The following is a 14736-nucleotide window of genomic DNA, read 5'->3' on the forward strand; positions in this document are numbered from 1 at the left end:
GTTTCCCCGACGCCGTGGCGGCCATTCCCGGATAGGCCGGACCGGCCGCCACGGACCAGTTTCGACCCCCGCCCGCCCACGAGCAGCCCCCGCCACTCCACGAGCAGCCCCCGCCACTCCACGAGCAGCCCCCGCCACTCCCTGGGGGGCGTCCCCTGTCCAGCGTATCGAGACTGGGTCGCTCAGAAGAGTGACGCGGTGGATCTGTGGACAACTCGCCTGCTGTGGATGGTTTGGTTGCGCTTCAGCTCGCGCCGAGGTAGGCGAGCACCGCGAGGACCCGGCGGTTCGTGTCGTCCGAGGCGGTGATGGCCAGCTTGGCGAAGATGTTCGCCGTGTGCTTGCCGACCGCTCCTTCGCTGAAGTGCAGCCGGGAAGCGATCGCCGCGTTCGAGCAGCCTTCCGCCATCAGCCCCAGCACTTCACGCTCGCGCGGGGTCAGCGCGGCCAGCGGGTCGGATGCGTTGCCCGCCAGCAGTTTGGCGATCACCTCGGGGTCCATCACCGTGCCGCCGGCGGCGACCCGGCGGACCGCGTCGACGAACTGGTCCGCGTTGAACACGCGGTCCTTCAACAGGTAGCCGATCGCACCGGTGCCGTCGGCCAGCAGCTCGCGGGCGTACAGCTGCTCGACGTGCTGGGAGAGCACCAGGATCGGCAACGCCGGAATGTCGCGGCGGACCGCGAGGGCCACTTGGATGCCTTCGTCCGTGTTCGTCGGCGGCATGCGTACGTCCACAATGGACACTTCCGGCCGGTGAGAACGCAAGGCCGACTCGAGTTCCGGACCGGTGCCGACCGCGGCGACGATGTCGAAGCCGTGGGCGGTCAGCAGGTGCGTCAGGCCGTCTCGGAGGAGGTACTGGTCTTCGGCGATGACGGCTCGGGGTCTATCTGGCACGGGATCTCCACGGACGCCCTCGTCGGCCCGCCGATCGGGCTGGTCAGCGTCAACCTACCGTCGAAGCCGCCGAGCCGGCGCTCGATCCCGCGCAGTCCCGAGCCGCGCGCCGGGTCCGCGCCGCCCGGGCCGTCGTCGGTCACCACCAGGGCCAGCAGGTCGTCCGCGAACGAGACGTCGATCGTCGCGCGTCGCGAGCCGTGCTTCGCCGCGTTGCCCAGCAGCTCCGACACCGCGAAGTACGCGCACGCCTCCACCGGTTCCTCGACGCGCCCGGGCAGCGAGCCGGTGACCTCGGCCTTCAGCGGGCTGTCCAGCGCGATCGCGCGCACCGCGTCCAGCAGCCCGCGTTCGGACAGCACCGGCGGGTGAATGCCGCGGATCAGCACCCGCAGTTCGGTGAGCGCCTCCGCCGACGACGACCGCAGCTCGGCCGCCAGCCGTTTCGCCGCCGCCGGGTCGTGGTCCACCAGCGCTTCGACCGCGCCGAGCTTCATCCCCATCGCGACCAGCCGCGACTGGATCCCGTCGTGCAGGTCGCGCTCGATCCGCCGCAGCTCGGCGGCCTGGGCGACGGTGACGTCCGTGCGCGTCTGCTTCAGCCGTTCGACGCGCTGGGCGAGCCGGGACGCCTCGGTCGGGCCCAGCAGCAGCCGGGCGAGCTTGCCCGCGTGCCGCGCCAGGAACGCCGTCGGGACCAGCCCGAGGAGGAACGCGCCGAGCGCGAGCGGGGTCAGCGCGAGCGCGTGCCCGGTGTCCGGCGGAACGCCGAAGAACCACGGCCAGGTGACGTTCCACACCGCCATGATCGGCCGCCAGATCCACAGGCCGATCAGGCCGAGGAAACCCCCGAACACCAGCACGGCCGTCGGCAGCGCCAGCAGCCCCGAACCCAGCGGCAGCACGACGGCCGCGAGCACGTCGCGCCAGGTCGCCCGGTCGCGCAGCACCCACCGCGTCCGCGAGAGCTGCATCGGCCACCACGGTTCTTCGTAGAGCTGGTTGCCCACCTGGAAGAGCCCGTCGGGCCGCGGCGTCGGCAAGGGTGGCGGCGGGAGGTACGGCGACAGGATCCGCACGCCCGTCCAGTTGCCGACCTCGCGGCGCAGGGTGTTCGCGATGTCGCGGCTCCACCGCACCGTCCGCGCCGCCATCGGCGGGGCCACCAGGAACAGGGCCACCGGCCACACGGCGAATGCCGTGAGCACCACCGAAAGCGCGAAGATCCCCAGCTGGTGCCCGAGCGAATCCAGCCGCTGGTGCACCCACCGCAGCGCGCCGATCTTCGCCACCGCGCCGGGACGACGGCCGATCCACCAGCGCGTCCAGTGGCCGTAACCGCGCAGTGCCATCGGCCCGCCGAGCAGCACGAAGACCGGCAGCAGCAGCGTGAGCAGCGGGTTCACCAGCTGCCAGCCGAACTCGCGCTGCGCCGCCGGATCCTCCATCACCCAGGTGAGCCGGCGGCTCCAGCGGATCCAGAACGCCCGCTTGTAGAGCGTGTTGCCGTCGCGGTACCAGCCGTCGCGCTCCCGTTCCGGCTCCGGCGGTTCGGGCTGGTAGGGCGATTCGACCTCGACACCGCACCAGCGCGCGGCCAGCGCGCGGGCCGTCGTCGACCGGTGCCGGGTCCATTCGATCGCGGGGCCGAGGAAGAAGACCAACCCGAGGCACAGCAGCGCGAACGTGAGCAGCTTGACCAGCACGTCGAACCAGCTCAGCAGCGCGAACGCGGCGAGCGCGAACGCCCGGCCGACCGCACGCACGTAGGTCATCGGCGCCTCCTTCCCCCGTGATCCTCGCCGATCCGCCCGCTCGCGCGCACTGACCGAGGCCCTACGACCGGGGTGGGCCCAGCCCCACCCCGGCGTCAACAAAACCCTACTTGAGCTGGGGATTCAGCAGGATTCTGCGCGCCGCGCCGAGTTCGTAGCGTTCGAGTCATGCCCCTCATCGAAGTCACCGACCTCCGCAAGGTCTACGGCAACCGGGTCGCGGTCGACGGCGTTTCGTTCTCCGTCGACCGCGGCGAAATCTTCGGCATCCTCGGCACGAACGGCGCTGGGAAGACAACCACGGTCGAATGCCTCCAGGGCCTGCGCCAGGCCGACGCCGGCACGCTGTCGGTGCTCGGCTTGAACCCCGCGACCGACCGGGCGGCGCTGACCCGCCGCGTCGGCGTCCAGCTGCAGGAAAGCCGGCTGCCCGCGAAGGTGCGGGTGCGCGAGGCGCTGGAGCTGTTCGCCGCCTTCTACCCGGAGCCGGCCGACGTCGACGTCCTGCTCGACCAGCTCGACCTGCGCGACCACGCCCGCAGCTACTTCGGCAAGCTCTCCGGCGGCCAGAAGCAGCGCGTCTCGATCGCGCTCGCCCTGGTCGGGAACCCGGAGCTGGCGATCCTCGACGAGCTGACGACCGGCCTCGACCCGCACGCCCGCCGCGACACCTGGCAGCTCGTCGAGGCCATTCGCGACGCCGGGGTCACGGTCCTGGTCGTCACGCACTTCATGGACGAGGCCGAGCGGCTCTGCGACCGCGTCGCGATCTTCGACGCCGGCCACGTCGTCGCCACCGGCACCCCCGCCGAACTCCGCGCCGCGGCCGGAGAATCCACTTTGGACGACGCGTTCGTCTCGCTCACGAGGAGTGCCCGGTGAACACCTTCGCCAAGATCACCGCCACCGAAACGAAACTCTTCCTGCGCACGCCGATGTGGGCGGTGTTCGGCCTCCTGCTGCCGCCCGCCCTGCTGCTCGGCATCGGCGCCATCCCCGGCATGTCGGAACCGAGCGAGGTCACCGCCGGCTACCGGTTCATCGACCTGTGGGTGCCGTCGCTGATCGTCGTCAGCCTCGCGATGCTGGCGCTGCAGGCGATCCCCGGCGCCGTCGCGAGCTACCGCGAACAGGGCGTGCTGAGACGGCTGGCCACCACGCCCGTCCACCCGGTGAACCTGCTGGGCGCGCAGCTGCTGATCCACGCCGTCGTCGCGCTGGCGGGCGTCGCGGTCGTGCTCGGGCTGGGCCACGCCGTCTACGACATCCCGCTGCCCCGCCACCCGCTGATGTTCCTGGTGACGCTGCTGCTCGGCACCGTCTCGGTGTTCGCGCTCGGCCTGATCGCGGCCGCGGTCGCCCGCACCGCGAAGAGCGCCGGCGGGCTCGCGATGATCGCGTTCTTCCCGATCATGTTCTTCGGCGGCGTCTACCTGCCGCGGCCGCTGTTGCCGGACGTCATCCGCCGGATCGGCGACTACGTCCCGCCGGGCTCGCAGCCGCTGCAGGACGCCTGGGTCGGCAACGGCGTCCAGCCGCTGCAGCTCCTCGTGCTCGCCGCCTTCGCGGTGCTCGGAACGGCGTTGGCGGCCAAGCTCTTCCGCTGGGAGTGACCGGCCTTCCGCCATATTGGTGATGATCATCGTTTTCTCTTGTGGCCGGGCCACCCGGCCGGTAGCCAAGAGGGTGGCCCTGCTCAAACTGGAGGTTCGATGTCCCTGGACGTGTCACCCGCGCTGCTGGAGAAGGCCGAGCGCGGGGAGGTCTCCGACGCCGAGTTCGTCACCTGCGTCAAGGAATCCCTGCCCTACGCCTGGGAGGTCATCACCGGCGTCATCGCCGACGCCGAGGGAGCGGCGGACGGCTTCGCCGACAACGAGACGCCGCCGCCGAGCGAGGTCGCCCGCGGGCAGCTGCTGCGGGCGCTGGCCTCGGACGCGATCCGCGGCGGGCTGGAGCGGCACTTCGGCGTCAAGCTGGCCTTCCAGAACTGCCACCGGGTCGCCGTGTTCAAGAACTCCGAGCTCGACAGCGACCGCTACCGCGCGTTCGTCTCCCCGCGCGGGCAGCTGCTCAACCAGAGCCCGGAGCTGCGGGACTGCTAGCCCGCAGCGCGGGCAGCACCTCGGCGCCGATCCGCGCGATTCCCTCCGGCGTACCGGACGCCTCCACGAGCATCAGCACGTGGGAGACGCCCGTGCGCCGGAGGCTCGTTCCCGGCGTCCGCACGCAGTGCGCCGACCAGGAAGATCCCGAATTCAGTTGACCGCGACCTCGTTGAACCACAGCCGCGGCTCGAGCCACGGGAACACGATGAACATCAGCAGGGCGACCACGCCGAGCGCGAGGACGACGGACACCGTCAGCTTCGCCGCGAACGGGCCCGGCAGCTTCCGCCAGAGCCAGCCGTACATCAGGCCTCCCCGATCTTCGAGAGCAGGTCGCCGTAGTCCTTGACCTGGTTCTTCGGCACCTGCTGGGTGAGCACCGAGGTGATGATGAGCCGCTGCTGGGCGGAGAACTGCGGGTGACACGTGGTGAGCGTGAGCAGCGCGGCCTGCTGGGCCTTCGGCAGTGTCTCGGCGTCCTTGTACGGGACCGGGTTCACCGCGGTGCCCTGGCTGGGTAGCACGACCTTGCGGCCGAACGTCTCGCTGTACGCGCCGCCTTCTTCGGCGTTCGTGTCGCGCAGCGTCGAGACGCCCTTGCACCGCGGGTCGGCGCCCTTGCCGCCGGCCCAGTCCTTCATCTCGTCGTCGTACGGGAGGACCTTGTAGATGTAGAAGTCGGTCGAAGTCTCGATCACGATCTGGTCACAAGATGAGAGGTTGTCCAGATCGTTGAACGGGGCGCCCTTGCCGACGCGGTGGCCGGCGACGGCGAAGTTGCCGGGCTCGCCGGGCAGCGCCGTGCCCTTGTAGTGGCCGGGACCGACTTCGAGCGAGGCGTCGTCGGTGCCCTCCTGGATGGTGAAGTTGTAGTCGACGCCGAACGTCGGGATGTGGATCCGGGCGAACGCCTTGCCGTCGACCAGCTCGGGGTGCAGCGTCCGGTCGTGCTCCCACTCGCCGTTGAGCTGGTCGCTCGCCTCGGACTGCTTGCCGGCCGAGAACAGGTCGGTCACGTACAGCTCGTAGACCATGAACAGCAGCACGACCAGGCCGAGCGTGATGAGGATTTCGCCGGCCGTGCGGATGGCGACGCCACCCTTGCCCAGCGGGGCCGGGGCGGGTTTCTCCTTGGTCGCGGTGCCGCCCTTCCCGACCGGGGCGAAGACGACGGTCTCCTCTGCCGAGCCGGGTGGCGGGGCGGGGCTGGTGTAGCGGCGGGGCGGCGGCCCCTGGGGACGGCGCGGCGGCGGGCCCTGCGGCACCTGGCCGCGCGGCGGCGTCGGGGGCCGGCGGCGCTGGGGCACCGGCCGCTGTCCGGGGTGTCTGCGCCGGTCGTCATCCGGTCCTTCGCGCGTAGCCACGCAAGCTCCTCTCAAGCCGCGTCGAACCCTGGGTGACGCCGTTGTCACGGTCCGGGAAATCCGACCACTCCTGGCCGCTGCTTTCCTGCGGTCATTTACGTTAACGTGTGCACGTGGCGCCGGTTGCGCACCCTCAGCGGGACAGCGCCACCTGACGAGCCCGAAGAGCACCGCGAGGAATCACACGATGCCCAAGTCCAAGGTCCGCAAGAAGACCGCTTACACCCCGCCTGCCGACCGGCGTACGCCGGTGAAGGTGCGGGCCGCAGGCCCCACCGGCCTCGCCTGGAAGATCCCGATGTTCGGGTTCATGGTCCTGGGCTTGGTGTGGCTGCTGGTGAACTATATCGCCGGGGACAAGATCTCCTGGATGGCCGACCTGGGCAACTGGAACTTCGCCGGCGGGTTCGCGCTGATGATCGCGGGTCTGCTCATGACGATGCGCTGGCGCTGATTATTACTCCGAATGGCGGCTTGACGTCGAATTACACCGGTGTGACTCATCCCCAGTGTGGATAACCTCTGTGGATAACTACCCCACCTCCTGGGCGCCGCGCCGGGCCCTTGTGGTAGCGGCTTGGGCCGTCACGGCGTTGCTCGTGCTCGGCGTGGTCGTCGACGCCTTGACCGGGGACCGCGGCGGGCTGGTGCTGTTCGCGCTGGCGGCGATCGCGGTCGGCGCCTTCGCGACGCACGCCACGATCGTCCGGCCGAGGCTGGCCGCCGACGCCGAAGGCCTGCTGGCCAGGACACTCGGCGGCACGCAGCGGCTGCCCTGGGCCCAGACCCGCACCCGGCTGCGCACCACGCGCCGGATGGGCCGCGACGGCGTCACCCTCGAGATCGAGCACGACGACCGGTTGTACGTCTTCGGGTGGCTGGAGCTCGGCGAGGACCCGCGGGATGTCCTGGACGTCCTCAGCAGCCTGCGGGCGCGCGGCTAGCCGCAGTTGTAGTACAGGCCGTCGCGGTACTGGACGAACTGGCAGGTCTCGGCCGCGAACTGGGTGTCCCGGTAGAACAGCAGGCCGAGGATCGCGAGGGCGATGATGGCGATGCCCCCGGCCTGCCAGCGCGCCTGGTCGACCTGCGGGGCGTAGAGCAGCGCGACGGCGACCAGGGCCCCGGTCAGCAGTCCGCCGACGTGCGCGTAGATCGAGATGCCCGGGATGCCGAACGTGATGAACGCGTTCAGGGCGAGGGTGATGAGCAGGCTCGTCGGGTTCAGCCGCAGCTTCAGCACGATGATCGCGTAGGCGCCCATCAGCCCGAACAGCGCACCGGACGCGCCGGCCGTCCCCGGGTACTCGGCCGGGTTGCCGAAGAGCAGGACCGCGGCGGACGCGCCGAGCATCGAGACGAAGTAGAGCGCGAGGTAGCGGCCCCGGCCGCAGACCTGCTCCAGGGCCCGCCCCATCATCCACAGCGAGAACATGTTGACCGCGATGTGGATCGGCCCGTAGTGCAGGAAGCCGCTGGTCAGGACGCGCCACCACTCGCCGTGGCCGAGGGTCGCGTCGCCGTAGAGGCTGCCGTACTGGAAGAGCGATCCCAGGTGGTTGTCCGTGAGGCTCCGCGCCTGGAGCGCCGTGACCAGGAAGACCAGGACGTTCACCGCGAGGATGACCTGCGTGACGAGCACCGACTGGGACAGCCGCGCGCCGAAGACGGTGCGCTGGCCGAACCCGGCCTCCTGGTAGCTGCGTTGCTGGCGGCGCTGCTGCTGGCTGCCGGCGTGCACGCAGTCGGTGCACTGGAAGCCGACCGGGGCCTCCTGGAGACAGTCCGGGCACGCCGGACGCCCGCACCGGGAACAGCTCAGCCCGGTCGGGCGGTTCGGGTGCCACCAGCACCCGGGCAGTGCGGCCTGGGGGTGCGCGGCGGGGTTCGGCGGTTGGCTCACGATGAGAACCAACCTACCGAAACCTCCGCGGCTCAGCCCTCGTGGTCGATCGTGACCTTCTCGATGACGACGTCGGACAGCGGACGGTCCGCCGGCCCGGTCGAGGTGCGCCCGATCGCGTCGACGACGTTGCGCGACTCCTGGTCGGCCACCTCGCCGAAGATCGTGTGCTTGAAGTTCAGGTGGGTGGTCGGCGCCACGGTGATGAAGAACTGCGAGCCGTTCGTGCTCGGCCCGGCGTTCGCCATGGCCAGCAGGTACGGCTTGCTGAACTGCAGCTCCGGGTGGAACTCGTCGCCGAACTTGTAGCCCGGGCCGCCGCGACCGGTACCGGTCGGGTCGCCGCCCTGCAGCATGAAGCCGTCGATGACGCGGTGGAAGATCGAACCGTCGTAGAACGGGCCGGAGTTCGTCCCCGCCGCGTTCGGCTGGGTGTACTCCTTGGTGCCCTCCGCGAGACCGACGAAGTTCGCGACCGTCTTCGGCGCGTGGTCGGGGAGCAGGATCAGGTTGATGTCACCCTGGTTGGTGTGCAGCGTCGCTTTCACGCCTTTCATCGTGCCATCTGCGGCGGGCGGCGGGGAAAAGGGGCACGATAGGTTACGGGCAACAGAGCAGTGTCAAAACGATTGATGAGGTGAAGGCCATGTCCCGGGCGACAGCCCAGGCCGTCGATGCCGCCGACAAGCTTGTCTCCGAAGGAGCCAAGACCGGCCGCCGCGTGCAGAAACAGCTCGCGAAGAAGACGGAACTGACCCGCAAGGAGCTCAAGAAGAGCTCGAAGGCCGCCCGCAAGGAGGCCCTCGCCCGGCTCTCCGAGCTGCGCAAGCCTGGTCGCAAGGCGAAGAAGGCCGCCATCAAGGCCGCGAAGGCGGCCGGCGACTCGAAGCGTCGCGGCAAGAAGGACTTCAAGTCCGCGAAGAAGGACTTCGCCGCTGCTGTCGTCGAGGCGAAGGCTGCCGCCAAGGGCACCCGCAGCCGTCGTCGCTGGCCGTGGCTGCTCGGGCTGGTCGTGGTCGGCGCCGGCGCCGCCTACGTGCTGCGCTCGAAGCAGGAGCCGCCGGTCGCCCCGGCGCCGCCGAAGGCCACCCCGCCTGCTCCGCCGAAGCCGGCCGAAGCAGTGAAGCCCGCCGCGGCCCCGGCTCCCAAGCCGAGCCCGCAGGCGAACGGCAAGGCGCCGACCTCGACGCCCGCCGAGAAGAAGAACTGACGGCGACACGAAGAGGCCCCCGGTGGTGCACCGGGGGCCTCTTCAGTCGTGCTCAGGGGCTGCTCAGACGGCAGCGGCGTGCTTGTCGACCAGCTGGCCGAGGCGGGGCAGCGCCTCCTCGACGTTCTTCTTGCCGTTCGGGCGCAGCTTGCCGTAGACCTTCTTGATGCTGTCGCGGCTGCTCTTCTCCGCGCGCGAGTCGGTGACGCTCAGCAGCGCGTCCGACGCCTCGTCCGAGCGGCCGACCAGGTAGGCACCGAAGTCGTTGCCACCCTTGGCGCGGTAGTCGCCGTAGAACGGCTCGAGCGCGCCGACGAAGTCGGGCAGCAGCGTGTCGACGGCCGAGGGGATGATGCCCGGCTTGATCTTCTTGACCGCGGCGAAGCCGGTCTTGACGACGGCACCCGAAACGCCGCCCTTGTCCGAGACCTCGGCGTCCACGAGGCCTTCGAAGTCGCTCACGACAGCCGGGCGACGGCTGGAGTCGAGCAGGATGTCCTTGAGGGTGTCAGCCACGAATCTTGTCCTTTGTCGTTGCAGAGTTGGTGCCCCGCCCCGGGGTGGGGGTTCCCCGGCGGCTGCGGTGCGCGAGTCCACGAAGCCTGCGCGTGACGCACAGGGTAATACAAGATCAACTTCACTCACCCGTGTGGCTACGACTACCTAGAGCTTCAGGGCGGTGATGGCCTTCCTGACCACAGAGCGTGCCTTCACGCTCTGTTTCTGGTTGGTCGTCGCGACGACCGCCGCGGTCCCCTTCGAGACCGCGTAGACAGCGCCGTCGTCGGTGGATTGGTAGCCGCCTTTCCAGCCGGTCGGGTCGCTGGCCGGGTTGGACGTCTCGACCGGCGCCGCCCGGTTGACCAGCGCCGTTGCGACGGTGGCCGCCCCGACGTAGACCCGGACGGTCAACTGGATCTTGCCGTCCGGGCGGTAGAAGAAGCACGCCGGATGGGGCTCGTCGGTGGACACGCGTACCTTCGAAACGTGCTGACCGTTCGCATCGGCCACGAACTGGCTGTCGAGGTACGGGCAGTCTTCGGTCGCTCCCGGTTGCGGATCCGGTGGTAGTTCGGTGCCCGCCGCCGCGCCGGCGGACTTGGACGGCGGACTGGGAGTCGCGGTCCCGGACACGATGGTGGCGCTGCAGCCGGCGAGGAGAGCCACGGCGGGCGCGAGAAGTACGAGTCGTCGCATAGCGCGCTCAGTCAATCATGTCCAGTCACACGACCGAGCGCGGTCGAAAGTTCAAGTACCGCTCAGTATCGGACCAATCACACATTGTGTTCCCTGGAGGATTAGGGTCTCCTAACCTGGCTGTCACGTTTCTTTCCAACAGCCAGCCTGGGAGACAACGATGATGACGCTGTTCGACAAGGGTCGAGACCACGTGATGGCGCTCTTCCGCATTGTGTTCGGTTTCCTGTTCCTGTGCCACGGCGCTTCGCGGCTTTTCGGCCTCTTCGGGGCCAGAGCGGCAGATTTCGGGGCGTGGCCGTCGTGGTGGGCGTCGGTGATCCAGGTTGTCGGCGGCGTGCTGGTGACGATCGGCGTCGCCACCCGGCCCGCCGCGGTGCTCTGCTCCGGCTCGATGGCGTTCGCGTACTTCACCGTGCACCAGGGCGGCGGGCTCCTGCCGATCGAGAACGGCGGCGAGGCGGCCGCGTTGTTCTGCTGGGGCTTCCTGCTCATCGCGTTCGCCGACCGCGGCCGGTGGTCGATCGCAGGGGCGTTCCGCCGGACCCCCGCCCGGGTGGAAACCGCAGCGTGACGCGACCGGCCTGACGACGTCGGCGCCGCCCGGCATGGGACCATGACCGGGCGGTGCCCGTCTGTTCGTCCGTGTTCGTGTTCGGTGAGGGAGGTCCCCCGGCGTGCTCACCTCCGAGCAGTACCTCGGTGCGGTGGCCGAGCGCATCCAGCGCTCCGGTGGCCGGCTGAACTCCGTGCAGTTCGGGCCCGCGGTCGCCGTGGTCGGCCTGTTCACCGAGTCGGTGATGCTCTCGACGATGAACTACTGCGTGGTCGCCTGCGCCGTCCCGGAGGTCACCGCCGCCGCGCTGTACGACTTCACCGGCCGCGCGACGCAGCACGCCCGCGCGAACGTCATGGGCACCGTCGGCTGGACGGCGGCTTCGGTCGTCATCGCCGGGCTCATCGGCCAGCGCGTCCACCCGGACGCCGCGCAGGCAGCGTCGGCGAAGTCGGGCAACCAGTTCGGCGGCGAGACGCGGATGGTCGCCGTCGACGTCTCGGCCGGGCAGATGTACGCGTTCGTCGGCGGGAAGTTCTGGGGCGCCGCGGTGCAGGGCTCGGTCAACGCGAAGCTGACGTACTGCTTCCCGCAGCCCGCCGAGGTCTACCAGCAGGTGCAGTGGCAGCAAGCGCAGCAGCAGCAACAGCTTCCGCCGGCGCCGGCGGGTCAGCAGCCGGGCCAGCAGCCGCCGCCGGGCTGGCAGCAGCAACAGCCGTACTACCCGCCGCAGCACCAGCCCCCGTACGGTTACTGACATGGTCGCGTTGCGCGGATGGCCGTCGTTCCCCGAAGAACTCCCGGCGTTCACGCCGGAAACGGCGTCACCGGACCCCCGGGAGCTGTTCCTGGAGTGGCTGACCGAAGCCGGCGAGCACGTGCTGGCACCGCACGCCGTCACACTGTCCACAGTGGACGCCGAGGGCGCGCCGGACGCGCGGGTGGTGATCCTCAAGGACGTCGGCCCCGGCGGCTGGGCGGTCGCGACCAGCTCGGAAAGCCCGAAAGGCCTGCAGCTGCGCAAGGATCCGCGCGCGGCGTTGACGTTCTTCTGGCCTGGCCGCGGCCGCCAGGTGCGGCTGCGCGGGCCGGTCTCCGCCGCCACGCCCGAGGTGTCGGCCGAGGACTTCCTGGCCCGGCCGCCGGCGTCGCGCGTCGAGGCGTTCATCGGGCACCAGTCGCAGGTGCTGCGCGACCCGGCCGAACTCGACACCGCGGCCGCGGAAGCCGCGCGGTGGGTTGCGGACAACCCCGGCGTCGCCCCGGAAACCTGGACGCGGTACCTCGTCGACCCGGACGAGGTCGAGTTCTGGCAGGCGAGCCACGACCGCCGGCACGTGCGGCTGCGGTACCGGAAGGCCGACGGCGCATGGGTCCGCGAACGGCTGTGGCCCTGACACCGGGGCCTTGACGCGCCGGTGCGGGCAGGCGGGGAATCCGACAAACGGCGGCACCGGCCAGGACCGTGTGTGGCGAGCTGCCGGACAGCCGGCTGTGCGTCACGCGGTCCGACGGCGGCCGGCGGGACAACTCTTCCGAACCCCGCGGGCGAAGGTTTCCGGCGTACGCCGGTGAGTCGGTCCATTCGGGGGTTTACGGCACCCGGGCCGGTGTGGCCATGATGGATCATGCGTTCGAAACTGCTGACCGCCGGGCTGGTCCTGGCGCTGACCGCCGCGCTCGGGGGTGTGGCCGCGGCCGGCCCGCGTCCCGGGGGACGACCGGCGCTGACGGACTCGCACCCGTGCCCGGGACAGCCGGGCTTCACGTGCTCGACCCTGACCGTCCCGCTCGACCACACCGGCCGCGTCCCGGGCACGCTGAAGCTGCCGATCGCGGCCGCGGACAACGTCGACGCGCCGAAGGGCGTGCTCCTGTTCCTCACCGGCGGCCCCGGCCAGGGCGGCGTCGGCACCATCACGCGGATCGCCACGCAGCGGCTGCCGGAGGTCGCGAAGGACTACCGGTTCGTCATGCTGGACCAGCGCGGCACCGGCCCGTCGGGGGCGCTCCTGTGCCCGGGCCTGCAGGCGCAGATGGGCAGTTCGGACATCGCGACGCCGACGCCGGACGCGGTCACCGAGTGCGCCCGCATCCTCGGCGACACGGCGCCGCTCTATTCGACCGACCAGACCGTCGAGGACTTCGACCAGCTGCGGCAGGCGCTGAACGTGCCGAAGATGGTCGTCGACGGCGTCTCGTACGGCTCGTTCACGGCGGCGCGGTACGCGATCGCGCACCCGGGCAACGTCAGCAAGGTCGTGCTGGACTCGGTGCTGCCGCACCACGCGACGGCGTCGGCCTCGCTGTACCTGACCGGCCTCCAGGCCGAGGCCCGCGTCCTGCGGCTGGCCTGCGCGACGCCCCCGGCGTGCGGCTACGACCCGGCGGAGGACCTCGCGTGGGTGGTCCGCCACCGGAGCACCGCGGACGGCGTGAAGATCTTCGACACGATCGTCTCGTACGAGTTCAGCGACCCGTCGTACCGCAACCCGGCGGCCGGCGACATCATCGGCGCCCTCCACGCGGCCCGCGGCGGCTCGAACGGACCGCTGGACGACCTGCTGGAAGCGTACAAGTCCGGCGGAGACAACCCGGCGTCGTTCAGCGCCGGCCTCCACGCGGCGACGCTGTGCGCGGACCAGCGCTTCCCCTGGGGCTCGGCGGCGACGCCGGTTTCCCTGCGCCAGCCGCTGCTTTCGCTGACCGCGCGCGCGTTGCCGCCGCAGGCGACGTGGCCGTACACGACGGCGGTGGCGACCCAGCAGGGGTTCATCCAGAGCTGCCTGCCGTGGCCGGCCGAGCGTCCGGGCTCGAACCCGTCGGTACGGCTGCCCAACGTCCCGGTCCTCCTGCTGAACGGCGACCACGACCTGTCGACCCCGCTGGAGTGGGCGAAGGAAGAGGCTCGCCAGGCACCGCGAGGGAAGCTGGTGGTGGTCCCCGGGGCGTCGCACTCGATCCAGAACCGCGAGCTCGGCCACGCGGGCCGCGACGCGGTGATCGGATTCCTCGGCTGAACGACCTCAGGGCCAGGTCAACGGATGACCTGGCCCTGAGGGGTCGTGGAGCTGAGGGGAATCGAACCCCTGACCCCCGCCTTGCAAAGGCGGTGCTCTACCAATTGAGCTACAGCCCCGGGTGCGGGCGGCGAACCGCCCGCACGAAGACTCAGTTGTGGGACGCGCCCGCCGGCTTGGCCGGGGTGGTTCCGTTGTTGGAGGGGACCGGAGCGGTCGCCTCGCGCCAGAGGTCGGCCTCGGCCTTCGCCGCCTTGTTGCGCTTGACCACGAACAAGACGCCGCCCGCGATGACCGCGAGTGCCAGCAGCTTCTTCACCGAAGCCCCCTTCTCAGCTTGCTTCCCGTACCCCGCGATGTTACTGCACCCGCCCGGCCGGAGGTCGGGCGGTGCCGGAGCGCGCTGTTCCACGTGGAACCACTGGGAACACTGGTAACCCACGTCACACCAGGCCGGAAATACCGCAGCCTATGACGTCGTTATATGGAGTGGTCGACCACGCACTCAGCCCTGCCGGTTCCTTCTCTTCCCGGCAGGGCTGACCTGTACGCGCTGATCACCGGCGCCGAACGATCCGCTTCCCTTCGCGCCCCCGGTCCTTGAGATCGACGACCAGGGCGATGGACAGAAGCACCACGATCATGGTCCCGGCGATGACCCAACCCATGAGAAGCCCCCTTCGTCCCAGTCAACGTAAGGGA

General features: G+C 70.3%; 19 protein-coding genes and 1 tRNA gene. 10 read left to right on the plus strand and 10 right to left on the minus strand.

Annotation, left to right across the window (positions count from 1 at the left end):
- Nucleotides 1–244: 244 nt before the first annotated feature.
- Both OG494_RS36800 and OG494_RS36805 read right to left on the minus strand, forming a co-directional pair.
- Nucleotides 245–901, minus strand: a complete 657-nt coding sequence (locus OG494_RS36800; RefSeq protein WP_328446633.1) for a response regulator transcription factor — start codon at nucleotides 899–901, stop codon at nucleotides 245–247.
- The gene (locus OG494_RS36805) at nucleotides 841–2676 is read right to left on the minus strand and encodes a sensor histidine kinase (protein ID WP_328446635.1); all 1836 of its coding nucleotides are present in this window, start codon (nucleotides 2674–2676) and stop codon (nucleotides 841–843) included. The genes OG494_RS36800 and OG494_RS36805 overlap by 61 nt, the downstream gene beginning before the upstream one ends.
- A 168-nt stretch (nucleotides 2677–2844) precedes the next feature.
- On the opposite strand from OG494_RS36805, the gene OG494_RS36810 reads away from it, so the two are divergent.
- The 3 genes from OG494_RS36810 (at nucleotide 2845) to OG494_RS36820 (ending at nucleotide 4781) form a co-directional block, all read left to right on the plus strand.
- Complete coding sequence (locus OG494_RS36810) at nucleotides 2845–3558, plus strand: ABC transporter ATP-binding protein (RefSeq protein WP_328446636.1); 714 nt, start codon at nucleotides 2845–2847, stop codon at nucleotides 3556–3558.
- The gene (locus OG494_RS36815) at nucleotides 3555–4289 is read left to right on the plus strand and encodes an ABC transporter permease (RefSeq protein WP_328446638.1); all 735 of its coding nucleotides are present in this window, start codon (nucleotides 3555–3557) and stop codon (nucleotides 4287–4289) included. The genes OG494_RS36810 and OG494_RS36815 overlap by 4 nt, the downstream gene beginning before the upstream one ends.
- 99 nt (nucleotides 4290–4388) lie before the next feature.
- Entirely contained in the window at nucleotides 4389–4781 is a 393-nt protein-coding gene (locus OG494_RS36820; protein WP_328446640.1) for an SCO5389 family protein, read from the plus strand.
- A gap of 153 nt (nucleotides 4782–4934) precedes the next feature.
- Here OG494_RS36820 and OG494_RS36825 read toward each other — a convergent pair whose 3' ends face one another.
- Together OG494_RS36825 and OG494_RS36830 are read right to left on the minus strand one after the other, a co-directional pair.
- Nucleotides 4935–5090, minus strand: a complete 156-nt coding sequence (locus OG494_RS36825) for a hypothetical protein (RefSeq protein ID WP_247059681.1) — start codon at nucleotides 5088–5090, stop codon at nucleotides 4935–4937.
- The gene (locus OG494_RS36830; RefSeq protein ID WP_442874329.1) at nucleotides 5090–6148 is read right to left on the minus strand and encodes a class E sortase; all 1059 of its coding nucleotides are present in this window, start codon (nucleotides 6146–6148) and stop codon (nucleotides 5090–5092) included. The genes OG494_RS36825 and OG494_RS36830 overlap by 1 nt, the downstream gene beginning before the upstream one ends.
- 187 nt (nucleotides 6149–6335) lie before the next feature.
- Here OG494_RS36830 and crgA point away from each other — a divergent pair, with 187 nt between their 5' ends.
- Together crgA and OG494_RS36840 are read left to right on the plus strand one after the other, a co-directional pair.
- Complete coding sequence (gene crgA / locus OG494_RS36835; protein WP_020642616.1) at nucleotides 6336–6602, plus strand: cell division protein CrgA; 267 nt, start codon at nucleotides 6336–6338, stop codon at nucleotides 6600–6602.
- Nucleotides 6603–6714: 112 nt separating this feature from the next.
- On the plus strand, nucleotides 6715–7092 hold the full coding sequence (locus tag OG494_RS36840) for a PH domain-containing protein (protein WP_328459135.1): 378 nt from the start codon (nucleotides 6715–6717) through the stop codon (nucleotides 7090–7092).
- Here the strand turns inward: OG494_RS36840 and OG494_RS36845 are convergent.
- Both OG494_RS36845 and OG494_RS36850 read right to left on the minus strand, forming a co-directional pair.
- Nucleotides 7089–8051, minus strand: a complete 963-nt coding sequence (locus tag OG494_RS36845) for a rhomboid family intramembrane serine protease (RefSeq protein WP_328446645.1) — start codon at nucleotides 8049–8051, stop codon at nucleotides 7089–7091. The genes OG494_RS36840 and OG494_RS36845 overlap by 4 nt on opposite strands.
- Nucleotides 8052–8083: 32 nt before the next feature.
- Nucleotides 8084–8608 (minus strand): peptidylprolyl isomerase, encoded by a 525-nt coding sequence (locus OG494_RS36850; RefSeq protein ID WP_328446648.1) that lies wholly within the window; start codon nucleotides 8606–8608, stop codon nucleotides 8084–8086.
- An 89-nt stretch (nucleotides 8609–8697) separates the two neighbouring features.
- Between OG494_RS36850 and OG494_RS36855 the strand changes: the two genes are divergently transcribed.
- Complete coding sequence (locus OG494_RS36855) at nucleotides 8698–9261, plus strand: hypothetical protein (protein ID WP_328446650.1); 564 nt, start codon at nucleotides 8698–8700, stop codon at nucleotides 9259–9261.
- Nucleotides 9262–9324: 63 nt separating this feature from the next.
- Here the strand turns inward: OG494_RS36855 and OG494_RS36860 are convergent, their stop codons facing one another.
- Both OG494_RS36860 and OG494_RS36865 read right to left on the minus strand, forming a co-directional pair.
- Nucleotides 9325–9777: a DUF6918 family protein gene (locus tag OG494_RS36860; RefSeq protein WP_328446652.1), complete on the minus strand. Its 453-nt coding sequence runs from the start codon at nucleotides 9775–9777 to the stop codon at nucleotides 9325–9327.
- Nucleotides 9778–9924: 147 nt separating this feature from the next.
- On the minus strand, nucleotides 9925–10428 hold the full coding sequence (locus OG494_RS36865) for a DUF2020 domain-containing protein (protein WP_442874330.1): 504 nt from the start codon (nucleotides 10426–10428) through the stop codon (nucleotides 9925–9927).
- Nucleotides 10429–10621: 193 nt separating this feature from the next.
- On the opposite strand from OG494_RS36865, the gene OG494_RS36870 reads away from it, so the two are divergent.
- From OG494_RS36870 to OG494_RS36885, 4 genes are all read left to right on the plus strand, one after another.
- Complete coding sequence (locus OG494_RS36870) at nucleotides 10622–11032, plus strand: DoxX family protein (protein WP_328459137.1); 411 nt, start codon at nucleotides 10622–10624, stop codon at nucleotides 11030–11032.
- A gap of 103 nt (nucleotides 11033–11135) precedes the next feature.
- Complete coding sequence (locus OG494_RS36875; RefSeq protein WP_328446654.1) at nucleotides 11136–11771, plus strand: hypothetical protein; 636 nt, start codon at nucleotides 11136–11138, stop codon at nucleotides 11769–11771.
- A 1-nt stretch (nucleotide 11772) separates the two neighbouring features.
- Nucleotides 11773–12411, plus strand: coding sequence for a pyridoxine/pyridoxamine 5'-phosphate oxidase (locus OG494_RS36880; protein WP_328446656.1), 639 nt, complete (start codon nucleotides 11773–11775; stop codon nucleotides 12409–12411).
- 231 nt (nucleotides 12412–12642) lie between these two features.
- Nucleotides 12643–14034 carry an alpha/beta fold hydrolase gene (locus tag OG494_RS36885; RefSeq protein WP_328446658.1) on the plus strand — a complete coding sequence of 464 codons (1392 nt, stop codon included), beginning with the start codon at nucleotides 12643–12645 and terminating at the stop codon, nucleotides 14032–14034.
- A 46-nt stretch (nucleotides 14035–14080) separates the two neighbouring features.
- On the opposite strand, the gene OG494_RS36890 is transcribed toward OG494_RS36885, so the two are convergent.
- Both OG494_RS36890 and OG494_RS36895 read right to left on the minus strand, forming a co-directional pair.
- A tRNA-Ala gene (locus tag OG494_RS36890) sits at nucleotides 14081–14153 on the minus strand.
- A 32-nt stretch (nucleotides 14154–14185) separates the two neighbouring features.
- Nucleotides 14186–14353, minus strand: coding sequence for a DLW-39 family protein (locus OG494_RS36895; protein WP_086679331.1), 168 nt, complete (start codon nucleotides 14351–14353; stop codon nucleotides 14186–14188).
- Nucleotides 14354–14736: the final 383 nt, after the last annotated feature.

Origin of the sequence: Amycolatopsis sp. NBC_00438 (assembly GCF_036026695.1) — a bacterium.
Classification (GTDB): domain Bacteria; phylum Actinomycetota; class Actinomycetes; order Mycobacteriales; family Pseudonocardiaceae; genus Amycolatopsis.